Source organism: Bacillus spizizenii TU-B-10 (assembly GCF_000227465.1).
Lineage (GTDB): Bacteria > Bacillota > Bacilli > Bacillales > Bacillaceae > Bacillus > Bacillus spizizenii.
Genome location: NC_016047.1, coordinates 4,013,777 through 4,027,367, shown reverse-complemented (window position 1 = coordinate 4,027,367; position 13,591 = coordinate 4,013,777). Strand labels below are relative to the sequence as shown.

6 protein-coding genes and 1 pseudogene are annotated in these 13,591 nt (G+C 42.9%); all 7 read left to right on the top strand.

Going from position 1 to position 13,591, the window contains the following annotated elements; genetic code table 11:
• The first annotated feature begins 120 nt into the window (after positions 1-120).
• A complete protein-coding gene (bglP, locus tag GYO_RS43890) occupies positions 121-1,959 on the top strand; it encodes a PTS beta-glucoside transporter subunit IIABC (protein ID WP_014115731.1) in 1,839 nt (612 codons plus the stop codon).
• Positions 1,960-1,980: 21 nt separating this feature from the next.
• Positions 1,981-3,390 (top strand): aryl-phospho-beta-d-glucosidase, encoded by a 1,410-nt coding sequence (bglH, locus tag GYO_RS43885; protein ID WP_014115730.1) that lies wholly within the window; start codon positions 1,981-1,983, stop codon positions 3,388-3,390.
• Between the two features lie 102 nt (positions 3,391-3,492).
• Positions 3,493-3,939 (top strand): universal stress protein, encoded by a 447-nt coding sequence (locus GYO_RS42170; RefSeq protein WP_014115729.1) that lies wholly within the window; start codon positions 3,493-3,495, stop codon positions 3,937-3,939.
• Positions 3,940-4,085: 146 nt separating this feature from the next.
• A complete protein-coding gene (locus GYO_RS42165) occupies positions 4,086-5,021 on the top strand; it encodes a DMT family transporter (RefSeq protein ID WP_041521213.1) in 936 nt (311 codons plus the stop codon).
• A 168-nt stretch (positions 5,022-5,189) separates the two neighbouring features.
• Positions 5,190-12,197 carry a tRNA nuclease WapA gene (gene wapA, locus GYO_RS42160; RefSeq protein WP_014115727.1) on the top strand — a complete coding sequence of 2,336 codons (7,008 nt, stop codon included), beginning with the start codon at positions 5,190-5,192 and terminating at the stop codon, positions 12,195-12,197.
• 22 nt (positions 12,198-12,219) lie between these two features.
• The gene (gene wapI / locus GYO_RS42155; protein ID WP_014115726.1) at positions 12,220-13,140 is read left to right on the top strand and encodes an immunity protein WapI; all 921 of its coding nucleotides are present in this window, start codon (positions 12,220-12,222) and stop codon (positions 13,138-13,140) included.
• Positions 13,141-13,229: 89 nt separating this feature from the next.
• Positions 13,230-13,358 (top strand): annotated as a pseudogene (locus GYO_RS44205) (hypothetical protein); the annotation flags it as partial.
• Between the last annotated feature and the right edge of the window lie 233 nt (positions 13,359-13,591).

Genomic DNA, 13,591 nt, shown 5'->3' with positions numbered 1-13,591 from the left:
GCGTCATTTAGGTTTTTTTTATTCTCATTTAGGAGGTGATGCGTTTTTTGATACAAAAAAAGCTGGTGAAAGGCGGCCACCTTTCATCCAGCAGTCCCCCCATAAAAAGGAGGTATACACATGGATTATGATAAATTATCGAAAGACATATTACAACTCGTAGGCGGTGAAGACAACGTGCAGCGCGTGATTCACTGTATGACGAGGCTTCGTTTTAATCTTCATGACAACTCAAAGGCGGATCGCAGTCAGTTGGAGCAGCTGCCGGGTGTGATGGGCACCAATATCAGCGGCGAGCAGTTTCAAATCATTATCGGAAACGATGTGCCGAAGGTGTATCAGGCGATGCTGCAGCATAGCAATCTCAGTGATGAGAAGAGCGCTGGTTCATCCTCTCAGAAAAAGAATGTGCTGAGTGCGGTCTTTGATGTGATTTCTGGTGTGTTTACCCCGATTCTGCCTGCGATTGCGGGAGCGGGGATGATCAAAGGGCTTGTTGCGCTAGCGGTCACGTTTGGCTGGATGGCTGAGAACAGTCAGGTTCATGTCATTTTAACGGCTGTCGGTGACGGCGCGTTCTACTTCCTGCCGCTTCTTCTTGCGATGAGTGCGGCGAGAAAATTCGGAAGCAATCCGTATGTAGCGGCAGCCATTGCGGCGGCGATTTTGCACCCGGATTTGACGGCACTGCTTGGTGCGGGGAAACCGATTTCCTTTATCGGGCTTCCTGTAACCGCTGCCACTTATTCGTCAACAGTCATTCCGATTTTGCTGGCGATTTGGATTGCTTCATACGTGGAAAAGTGGATTGACCGTTTTACACACTCGTCTCTCAAATTGATTGTGGTTCCGACATTCACATTATTGATTGTCGTGCCGCTGACATTGATTACTGTCGGTCCGCTTGGCGCTATTTTAGGAGAATACTTGTCTGCTGGGGTCAATTATTTATTTGATCATGCAGGGCTGGTAGCGATGATTTTGCTGGCGGGAACGTTCTCTTTAATCATTATGACAGGCATGCATTATGCCTTTGTGCCGATTATGATCAACAACATCGCTCAAAACGGCCACGATTATTTACTGCCGGCTATGTTTTTGGCGAATATGGGGCAGGCCGGGGCATCATTTGCCGTCTTCCTTCGCTCCAGAAACAAAAAGTTTAAATCACTCGCGCTTACCACAAGCATAACGGCGTTGATGGGAATTACAGAACCTGCGATGTACGGCGTGAATATGCGTTTGAAGAAACCGTTTGCGGCCGCTTTGATTGGCGGTGCGGCCGGTGGCGCTTTTTACGGGATGACGGGTGTTGCTTCCTATATTGTCGGGGGGAATGCGGGTCTGCCGAGTATCCCTGTCTTTATCGGCCCAACGTTTATTTACGCGATGATCGGTCTTGTGATTGCTTTCGCGGCAGGAACAGCAGCTGCGTATTTGCTTGGATTCGAGGATGTACCGTCTGACGGCAGCCAGCAGCCGGCTGCAGGAAAAAGCTATGAGAGCAGCGGAGAAATCATTCACAGCCCGATTAAAGGGGAAGTGAAAGCATTAAGCGAAGTCAATGACGGGGTGTTTTCTGCCGGGATCATGGGAAAAGGATTTGCCATTGAGCCTGAAGAAGGAGAAGTTGTTTCACCTGTTCATGGAAGCGTTACCACCATTTTTAAAACAAAACATGCAATTGGCATTACGAGTGATCAGGGGGCTGAAATCCTCATACACATTGGATTGGACACGGTGAAACTCGAGGGACAATGGTTCACAGCTCACGTCAAAGAAGGCGACAAGGTCGCGCCGGGAGATCCGCTCGTGTCCTTTGATCTGGAACAAATCAAAGCCGCGGGATATGACGTCATTACCCCGGTGATCGTGACCAACACAGACCAATATTCGTTTTCACCGGTGAAAGAAATCGGCAAAGTGCAGACAAAAGAAGCGCTGCTTGCTTTATCTTAAAAAACTGATGGGGTGATCAATATGAGTTCAAATGCAAAACGATTTCCAGAAGGATTTTTATGGGGCGGCGCAGTTGCTGCCAACCAAGTTGAGGGTGCTTATAACGAGGGCGGTAAGGGGCTTTCGACAGCTGATGTATCGCCGAACGGGATCATGTCTCCATTTGATGAATCAATGACTTCCTTGAATCTGTATCACAACGGGATTGACTTTTATCATCGTTATAAAGAGGATATCGCCTTATTTGCAGAAATGGGATTTAAGGCGTTCCGCACATCGATTGCGTGGACGAGAATTTTTCCGAATGGCGATGAAGAGGAGCCCAATGAAGAAGGCCTCAGCTTTTATGATGATCTGTTTGATGAGCTGTTAAAGCATCATATTGAGCCTGTCGTAACCATCTCTCATTATGAAATGCCGCTCGGTTTAGTGAAAAATTATGGCGGCTGGAAGAATCGCAAAGTCATAGAGTTTTATGAACGCTATGCCAAAACGGTTTTTAAACGCTATCAACACAAAGTGAAGTATTGGATGACTTTCAATGAAATTAACGTGGTGCTCCATGCGCCGTTTACCGGAGGCGGTCTTGTCTTTGAAGAAGGAGAAAACAAGCGAAACGCGATGTACCAGGCGGCACACCACCAATTTGTGGCCAGTGCTCTTGCTGTCAAAGCGGGTCACGACATCATTCCTGATTCGAAAATCGGCTGTATGATAGCGGCAACGACAACCTATCCGATGACTTCTAAGCCGGAGGATGTCTTCGCGGCAATGGAGAATGAGCGCAAAACACTTTTCTTCTCAGATGTGCAGGCAAGAGGTGCGTACCCGGGATATATGAAACGCTATCTGGCAGAAAACAATATTGAAATTGAAATGGCTGAAGGCGATGAAGAGCTCTTGAAAGAACATACGGTGGATTACATCGGATTCAGCTATTACATGTCAATGGCGGCAAGCACTGATCCTGAAGATCTTGCAAAATCAGGGGGCAACCTGCTGGGCGGAGTCAAAAATCCTTATCTGAAATCATCAGAATGGGGCTGGCAGATTGACCCGAAAGGCTTGCGCATCACGCTCAACACCTTATACGACCGCTATCAGAAGCCGCTATTTATCGTTGAAAACGGCCTTGGCGCTGTAGACAAAGTTGAGGAGGACGGCACAATCCAGGACGATTACAGAATCAACTATCTGCGTGATCATTTAATTGAAGCGCGCGAAGCGATTGCGGACGGCGTTGATTTAATCGGCTACACATCATGGGGGCCAATTGACCTTGTCAGCGCATCTACTGCGGAAATGAAAAAACGCTACGGCTTCATTTATGTGGACCGGGACAATGAAGGAAACGGAACATTAAACCGCATCAAGAAAAAAAGCTTCAACTGGTATCAGCAGGTCATCGCCACAAACGGAGAGAGTCTCTGACAATTTTTTGAAAACTCATGCGCTTCAATTGACAATAACTAAAAGCAGGCGGACAATAAAAGAGAAAGATGAACCACCCACAGTCCGAAAGGCGGGAAGAGCATGTTTAACAAAATGTTAGTTGCGATTGACGGATCAGATATGAGTGAAAAAGCGCTTGATGCCGCAGTGCATTTGGCCAAAGAGCAGCAGGCGGAACTAAGCATTCTTCATGTGGGGAGAGAAGCCGTCGTCACGACTTCTTCTCTGACGGGAATTGTCTATGTGCCTGAACATTTTATTGATGAAATCAGGAACGAGGTTAAAAAAGAGGGTCTCAAAATCCTTGAGAATGCAAAAGAAAAAGCAGCCGAGAACGGTGTTCAAGCTGAAATATTTTACGCGCAGGGCGAGCCGGCTCATGAGATACTAAATACCGCAAAAGAGAAAGGCGTCGGCCTGATCGTAGTCGGCAGCCGGGGCATCAGCGGCTTGAAAGAAATGATGCTAGGAAGCGTCAGCCATAAAGTGTCTCAATTATCAACTTGCCCGGTTTTGATTGTTCGATAGATTTGTTAAAAAAGCGCCTCTCGGGCGCTTTTTTCTATTTAGAATAGAAGTGTTATAATATCTGCATGTAAAAAAGAGGAATTCCATGTGTAGATTTCTGAATTTATAAAAAATATGCTATGGGTACTGGAGGTAGATTACGCTTGATGCAACAGGATCTTTCCATATCGTCAAAACAAAAATCAACAGCCGTAATCAAAATGGTCATCTCCATGGTGATTTTCGGTTCCATCGGCTTTTTCTCAGAGCATACCAATCTGCCGTCATTTGAATTGGTCTTTGTCCGCTGCCTTTGCGCGACGCTATTTTTAAGCTTTTGCTGGCTGGCGTCCGGCCAGTATAAAACTGAAAAGTGGAGCAAGAGAGAAGTGCTGCAAACATTGGCGTGCGGTTTCTTTCTTGTATTCAACTGGGTGTTTTTATTTAAGTCTTTTGAAGAAACATCTGTCACGATCGCCATCTCCGTTTATCACCTTGCACCGGTGCTTGTTCTTCTTCTGGGGAGCATCATCTACAGAGAGAAATTAAATGTGATCTCCGTCAGCTCCATTATCATCTGCTTTCTGGGAACTGCGCTGATTTCCGGAATTAACGGCAGCACTTCATTGACACAGCTGATGGGATCAGGGATCATATGGGCCGTTCTCGCCGCACTGTTTTATGCGTTCACCACTTTATTGGGAAAAGGCATTCAAAACCTCAGTCCTTACACGACAACCTTCTTGCAAACGGGTTTAGGGGTTATCATCCTGATTCCATTTATTCACTTCGGCGCTTTTGCTGACCTGTCTCAAGGAAACTGGATTATGGTGGTATCTACCGGTATCATCCATACGGGTATTGTGTATTTACTGTTTTTTGACAGTTTACGATTTTTATCAACGAAATTCATTTCAATCATTGTCTTCCTCGACCCGGCTGTTGCGATCGTACTCGATACCGTCTTCACAGGTTTCCGCCCAGACCTCTATCAAACACTAGGTATCGTGATGATCTTTGCGGGCATGGCTTTGACGCTTGTCAGGAGGCAGAGAAAAGCGGATGTGGTTGCTGAGGGTAAGGATATGGAACAAATTCAATAATGATAGAAAGAATGTAAAAAGGCCTAATTGGCCTTTTTTGTTTTAGGTCAATTTACTCTCGCTAATCCTTAAAATAAGATAAACTTTCTAGAAAAATATTGTAATAATATTTCAGTCTAGTTAAGATTATTGAGTAAATATTACTTTTATTACAAAAGGAGAGAGGAAATGAAAAAAAGAAAGAGGCGGACCTTTAAAAGGTTCATTGCAGCATTTTTAGTGTTGTCTTTAATGATTTCATTATTGCCGGCAGATGTACTGGCAAAAACCACAGAAGAAGAGGCTGGAAATCGTATCGTTTCTGATGACCCAGAAGAAACTCCTCGGAATGAACAAACTGAGGAAGCCGTACCTTTTCCTTCAAAAGATATAAACAAAGAGGGAGAGATCACCTCAGAAAGAACAGAAAATACAAAGCTTTATTATGAAGGAGACGGTGTCTATAAACAGGAAGTATACCTTGATCCTATTCATACAAAGGAAACACCGAATGCTGACTGGGAAGACATTTCTCCTGAGTTAAAAGAATCGACAAGCAAACAAGTCGAGACAGAGAATGCCATTTTGAATTCAGATTTTCAAAAGCAAATGAAGAACGGGCTTTATGCGACTTTTGAGCACAATGACCATAAGGTTACATATTCACTTGTAGAAGCGAAAGGCCCAAATAAAACTTCACTTACTCCGAAAGATACCTCAGCAGATTATAAGACTGACAGTAATGAGATTGTTTATCCGGATGTTTTTCCGAATATTGATCTTCAGACTTTCACATTCAACGAAAACATCAAAGAAGATTTAGTCCTTCATCAGTATGATGGATACAACACATTTACATTTCAGGTAAAAACCGATTTGCAGGCTAAAGAACAAGAGGATGGATCCATTGATTTTTCTGATGAAAAAGGAAAAGTTGTTTTTTCTGTGCCTAAACCTTTTATGACGGATTCAAAGTTAGATGAGCTTTCTGGCGAGGTTGAACGGTCAGACAAAGTCAGCTATAAGCTGGAAAAGAATGAAGAAGGGTATTTGCTTCACCTCACAGCAGACGAGAACTGGCTGAAAGACCCGGAACGCGTATATCCAGTATCTATCGACCCGTCAACATCTTTATCTGTATCATCAGATACGTTTGTCATGAGTGCCTATCCGACGACGAACTATTCGGCGTCCTCGCAAAAATGGGATGCTAACTTAAAGTCTTATGTGCTGAAAACGGGCTACTATGACAAAACGACAGGCACAAACTATGCGTTCATGAAATTTAACAACCTAAAACCGATTCAAAATATGGCTGTCACCAAAGCTACATTAAAAACATACGTAGCCCATTCCTATTATGGAACAAAGGCAACCGGTCTTTGGCTGGATACAGTCAACAGCAATTACGATAATGGAAAAGTGACATGGAACACCAAACCAGCATCGAAAAATATCGGAAAAGCTGAGGTTCATAAAGGACAGTGGGCAAGTTACGATGTGACTGCTGCTGTAAAGTCATGGAACTCCGGTGGGGCCAACTATGGATTTAAGCTTCATACAAACGGAAACGGCAAGGAATATTGGAAAAAACTAATTTCCTCAGCGAACTCCGCGAATAAACCGTATATTGAAGTGACGTATACCATACCAAAGGGAAACACCCCTTCCATTAAAGCGTATCACAACGGAGACTCCACTGGTTATTTTGATATCAGCTGGAAAAAGGTTGAAGGTGCGAAAGGATATAAAGTATGGATTTACAATGGTAAAGAGTATCAAGCGATCTCTGCAGGCAACGTCACATCGTGGAGTACTAAAGGAAAAAAGATCTGGCCTACGAGCGCAGAAATTGCTTCCAAGCGATATAAACTGCATGTGGACGGCAAGGACGGAGCCGAATTGGCACTAGACCCATCCCCGGTCTATAAGAATTCTGGCGGAAGCTATGCCACAAGCAAAAACTATTGGATTGGCGTCAGTGCGATATTTGACCAAGGTGAAGGTGCGATGTCTGCACCGGCAAAGCCCGTTATCCCTAATGTAGGAAAAGCACAAGCACCGTCAACCAAGGGCTATAATAATGGAAATGCCACAGGATATTTTGATCTTTCTTGGAAAGCTGTATCAGGAGCCACCGGCTATAAAGTTCAGGTATTCAATGGGAAAGGCTTTGAGACACTTGATCTGGGAAATCAGACATCTTGGACCACCAAGGGGAAAAAGATCTGGCCGACAAGTGCAGAAATCAAAGCGGGAAAATATGCTCTTCATCTAAAGGACGGAAACGGAGCAGAGCTGCCGATCAATCCTGGCCCAACTTATAAAAACGCCGGAGGAGACGGAGCCAAAAAAAATTACTCATTTAAAATAATCGCCTATAACAAAGACGGCGAAGCCATTGCATCACCGGCTGCTAATCCGACACTTCCTGATATCGCTAAGCCAAAGAATTTAACTGGCTATTTGTATACAAACACAAAATCGAGTCAAACGGGCTATGTGAATTTGATATGGGAAAAGGTTCAAAATGCGAAAGGCTATAAAGTTAACATCTATAACGGGAAAGAATATCAGTCCTATGATGTGGGTGACGTGGATCATTGGACAACCCAAAATAAAAACATCTGGCCGACGCCTGAGGAAATAAAAGCCGGAAGCTATAAGCTGCATACAGACGGAAAGGGCCGTGAATTGGCACTCGATCCATCACCTGTCTATAACAATGCAAATGGGAATTACAAAGGGAAGAAGAATTATTCTTTCACGCTTTCCGCCTATAATGCAAATGGTGAAACGATTCCGACGGCACCCTTTAACCCAACGTTCCATGAAGGCGCAGAATTCCTTGGAACAGAAGAATACTGGTCTATCATTGATATCCCAAGCGGCCAGTTAAATGGTGCGACAGGCAATGTTATTGTGAATGAAGAAGACCTGTCAATTGACGGACGCGGACCGGGACTTGGCTTATCGAGAACCTACAACAGTCTTGACACCTCTGATCATTTATTTGGGCAAGGCTGGTATGCTGATGCAGAAACATCTGTCATCTCGACGGATGGCGGGGCAATGTATATCGATGAAGACGCTACGACACATCGATTTACGAAAAAAGCCGATGGCACGTATCAGCCGCCGACCGGTGTATATCTTGAATTAACAGAAACAGCTGATCAGTTCATATTAAAAACAAAGGATCAAACCAACGCTTATTTCAATAAAAAAGGCGGCAAACTCCAAAAGGTAGTGGATGGCCATAACAATGCAACTGTCTACACTTACAATGACAAAAATCAACTGACAGCCATTACAGACGCATCAGGCCGCAAGCTCACATTCACATATGACGAAAATGGCCATGTGACCTCCATCACCGGACCTAAGAATAAGAAAGTAACCTACTCATATGAGAGTGATTTGCTGAAGAAAGTCACGGATACAGACGGGACTGTCACAAGCTTTGACTATGATGCGGAAGGGCGTCTTGTCAAACAATATTCAGCCAACAGCACCGAAGCAAAGCCTGTCTTTACCGAATATCAGTATAGCGGACACCGTCTCGAAAAAGCGATCAACGCTAAAAAAGAAACATATGTCTATAGCTATGATGCTGATAAAAAGACGCTTCTTATGACACAGCCAAATGGCCGGAAAGTACAGTATGGCTATAATGAAGCGGGAAATCCGATTCAGGTTATTGATGATGCGGAAGGGCTAAAAATTACAACAAATACAAAATATGAAGGCAATAATGTCGTAGAAGATGTAGATCCAAACGATGTCGGAACCGGAAAAGCAACGGAAAGCTATCAATATGACAAAGATGGCAACGTTACGTCGGTTAAAGACGCGTATGGAACTGAGACGTACGAATACAACAAAAACAACGATGTCACAAAGATGAAGGATACCGAGGGGAATGTCACGGATATTGCCTATGACGGACTGGATGCTGTATCCGAAACCGATCAGAGTGGAAAGTCATCGTCAGCAGCTGTTTATGATAAATATGGAAACCAGATTCAATCCAGCAAAGATTTATCAGCTTCAACTAATATTTTGAAAGACGGAAGCTTTGAAGCGCAGAAATCCGGCTGGAATCTGACTGCATCTAAAGACAGCGGCAAAATCTCAGTGATTGCCGATAAAAGCGGGGTTCTTTCCGGATCAAAGGCATTGGAAGTCTTGAGTCAATCAACGTCTGCCGGAACAGATCACGGGTATTCGTCAGCGACTCAAACAGTTGAGCTGGAGCCGAATACAACCTATACATTAAGCGGGAAAATCAAAACAGATCTAGCGAAATCAAGAGCCTACTTTAACATTGATTTGCGAGACAAAGATCAAAAACGAATTCAATGGATTCACAATGAATACAGTGCATTAGCCGGAAAAAATGACTGGACAAAACGGCAAATCACTTTTACGACTCCGGCAAATGCAGGAAAAGCTGTTGTGTACATGGAAGTCGATCATAGAGATAAAGATGGCAAAGGAAAAGCATGGTTTGGTGAAGTCCAGCTGGAAAAAGGCGAAGTTTCGTCAAGCTATAACCCAGTTCAAAACAGCAGTTTCACAGCAGCAACGGAAAACTGGAGCGTAAGCGGGGCCTCCGTTGATTCTGAGGAAGGCTTTAATGATGACGTATCATTAAAAGCTGCCCGGACCAGTGCGTCCCAAGCCGGATCAGTAACAAAACAAACCGTTGTCTTAGGGCAAAACGCAAACGACAAACCAGTTTATCTCACACTGACAGGAATGTCGAAAGCCAGCAGCGTCAAATTTACAGATGAAAAAGACTATTCTCTGCAGGCTAATGTCACTTACGCGGACGGCAGCACAGGTGTATACAATGCCAAATTCCCTTCTGGAACACAGGAATGGAACCGGGCAGCTGTCGTTATACCAAAAACAAAGCCGATCAATAAAGTCGATATCAGCATTCTGTTCCAAAAGAGTGCGACAGGAACAGTCTGGTTTGATGATATCCGCCTGATTGAAGGAAGCCTTCTGACAAAAAGCACGTATGACAGTAATGGTAACTATGTGACCAAGGAAGAGGACGAACTAGGTTTCTCCACTTCAACTGATTACGATGAAACTGGTAAGAAAACAGCTGAAACGGATGCAAAAGGTGAAAAAACAACCTATACGTATGATCAGGCAGACCAATTGACAAACATGACGCTCTCCAACGGCACTTCTATCCTTCACAGCTATGATAAGGAAGGCAATGAGGTAAGCAAAACCATCCGGGCGGGAGCAGATCAAACCTATAAATACGAATATGATGTCATGGGCAAGCTTGTCAAAACAACTGACCCTCTCGGCAATGTGTTAGCAAGCGAATATGATGCCAACAGCAACCTGACCAAAACCATTTCACCGAATGGCAACGAAGTGTCTCTTTCTTATGATGGAACAGACCGGGTGAAATCAAAATCATATAACGGTACAGAAAAGTACAATTTCACGTATGACAAAAATGGAAATGAAACGTCAGTCGTCAATAAAGAGCAGAACACCACAAAGAAACGGACATTTGACAACAAAAACCGTTTAACCGAATTGACTGACCGCGGCGGCAGCCAAACTTGGACATATCCTAGTGACTCCGATAAGCTGAAAACCTTCTCATGGAGCCATGGGGATCAAAAAGGAACGAATCAATTTACGTATAACAAACTGGATCAAATGATTGAGATGAAAGACAGTACATCTTCCTATTCATTTGATTATGATGAAAATGGCAACGTCCAAACCTTTATTACAGGCAACGGTGGCGGAACAAGTTTTTCTTATGACGAAAGAAACCTTGTAAGCTCGCTGCATATCGGCGACAAAAACGGCGGAAGCATTCTGACAGAAAGCTATGAATATGACGCCAACGGCAATCGCACAACGATAAACAGCTCAGCAAGCGGCAAGGTGCAATATGAGTATGGGAAGCTGAATCAGCTTGTCAAAGAAACCCATGAAGACGGTACTGTCATTGAATACACATATGATGGATTCGGGAACCGGAAAACCGTTACAACTGTAAAAGACGGCTCAAGCAAAACGGTGAACGCTTCCTTCAACATCATGAACCAGCTGACAAAAGTCAATGATGAAAGCATCTCTTACGATAAAAACGGCAACCGCACATCCGACGGCAAATTCACATATACGTGGGATGCGGAAGATAACCTGACAGCCGTTACAAAAAAAGGCGAAGACAAGCCATTCGCAACATATAAGTATGACGAGAAAGGAAACAGAATCCAAAAAACCGTCAACGGAAACGTCACGAACTACTTCTACGACGGAGACAGCTTGAACGTCTTGTATGAAACAGACGCGGACAACAAAGTCACAAAATCGTACACGTACGGGGACAGCGGCCAGCTGTTATCCTACACAGAGAATGGCAAGAAATATTTCTATCACTACAACGCACACGGCGACGTCATCGCGATCTCAGACAGCTCTGGAAAAACTCTTGCCAAATATCAGTACGATGCATGGGGAAATCCAACAAAAACCGAAGCAAGCGACGAAGTAAAAGATAACCGCTACCGTTACGCAGGCTACCAATATGACGAAGAAACCGGCCTGTACTATCTCATGGCCCGCTACTACGAGCCAAGAAACGGCGTATTCCTATCGCTCGACCCAGACCCGGGTAGCGACGGAGATTCATTGGATCAGAATGGGTATGCTTATGGAAATAATAACCCGGTGATGAATGTTGATCCGGATGGGCATTGGGTTTGGCTTGTGGTAAATGCCGGGTTTGCAGCCTATGATGGGTACAAGGCATATAAATCAGGTAAAGGATGGAAAGGTGCTGCTTGGGCGGCTGCTTCTAACTTTGGGCCTGGGAAGATATTTAAGGGTGCTAAGAGAGTTTATAGATTTGCGAAATCAGGTAAAAATTTCAACTGGAAACATATCAAAAAAGATCATGGTCCTAAGTCGAAGGCACGAATGCCAAATGGGCAACCAAAAAGCAAGTTTAGAAGTGCTAAAACTTTAAGAAGAACAACTAAGGCAACAGCAAGAACTAGACCGGCATACGTCCAAAAAGATGGTAGAACAGTTCACTTTAAGAAGTTTAAAAAGCCTATTGGAAGAAAAACGAATGGTAGGCATACTTATACTGTAAAGGTTGTTAAGTCTGGAAGGTATGTTGTAACGAGTTACCCTTATTAAAAAGTGAATAAAAGGAAGAGGGATGATTCTTTCTTCCTTTTTAAAAATAGAAAGGATGTCATCTATGCATGAACTAAAATTTAGAGATTTGAATGTCGAAGTAAATGAGGAAGATACAGTATTACTATCGATGACTGAATCAGAAATAATTGTATTGACTAAAAAGGAAATCGATTATGGTGCTAAATATATAAATCATATTGTTCTCTACTGTAACACTGATGGACGATTCTTAAATAGCTTTAGCATACAAACAAACGAACAAGTCATAAATGTACAAAAAGTTGATGATTCATTCTTGTTTTTAATTGATAAAGAGTACGAGGATAGTGTTAGAGACGTTGAACCCAATATATATTTGTGGAATCCGATTGAAGGATTCCATCAATCTTTTTATGCGGGGCGATACATTAATTCAATGATAATAGATCAAAATAAGAATTTATGGGTCGGCTATGATGAAACGGGTATATTTTCATGCGTTGATCAGGAAATAAGCACGAGAGGGATTAATAAATTCGTTTTGAAAAATGGAAAATATGAATTGTATTTCCACGGTGTTAGTTCTTATGTGATTGACCAATATTTTTCTACTTTTGTAAGTGAGGATGCCATCTATTTGTATTACAGATCGATGGGTGAAGATTATTTACAAAAATTGAATTTACTTGGAGAAACATTAGAAAGAGTTGAGGTTGGAATAGAGTGTAGTTCATGCATCAAAAATGGATCATCTATTTATCTTTTCAGTCGTGATGATGACTCTTACAATATTGAAAAAGTATTCAAGACGAATGACATGCAAAATTATGTAGAACAAAAAATTTCAAATGAAAACAATGGAGAAAGTCTATGTTTTACACAAGTAGCTTCCTATAAAGATAAGGTTGCAGGAATTGATCATAATAATAAGCTTTTTCTGTTAAATAATCAAAGCTTATAAAAGGGGATGCTCAACAAGTAGACTCATCAAATTTGGTAAGCAGTGAAAGTGAGAAATTTAGATGGAACATACAAATAGGAGGAATCCATTTGAATATTACACAATACGAGAAATTGAAAAAGCATCTTTCTGATGCGGATACGGGTCCATATACATTAAAAGAGTTTTCTTTCTATATGAAAGAAGATGATCGTTATATTCATATTCCTGTGTTTGAATTAAAACTCTCAGCTCAAACCTGTGACATTCATTTGCGGTTTGATGACATCAGTGCATCGAAGCTGGATGACCTTGAATCCATCGAATGGGTTGAATTTGAGATTTTACCGACTGACGATCAATGGGAAAGGCTTCGCTATTATGTGTATGATCAAGAAAACCAAATGAGTTTCTATTGTGGAGGATGGGATGTGATCAAGTGTGACAAGAAGTCACACTGATTTTCCCCTTT

What these genes read in the sequence shown, in the direction of transcription:
- bglH (WP_014115730.1), top strand. Translation starts at nt 1,981, where the DNA reads ATGAGTTCAAATGCAAAACGATTTCCAGAAGGATTTTTATGGGGCGGC.
- wapA (WP_014115727.1), top strand. Translation starts at nt 5,190, where the DNA reads ATGAAAAAAAGAAAGAGGCGGACCTTTAAAAGGTTCATTGCAGCATTT.
- GYO_RS42165 (WP_041521213.1), top strand. Translation starts at nt 4,086, where the DNA reads ATGCAACAGGATCTTTCCATATCGTCAAAACAAAAATCAACAGCCGTA.
- GYO_RS42170 (WP_014115729.1), top strand. Translation starts at nt 3,493, where the DNA reads ATGTTTAACAAAATGTTAGTTGCGATTGACGGATCAGATATGAGTGAA.
- bglP (WP_014115731.1), top strand. Translation starts at nt 121, where the DNA reads ATGGATTATGATAAATTATCGAAAGACATATTACAACTCGTAGGCGGT.
- wapI (WP_014115726.1), top strand. Translation starts at nt 12,220, where the DNA reads ATGATTCTTTCTTCCTTTTTAAAAATAGAAAGGATGTCATCTATGCAT.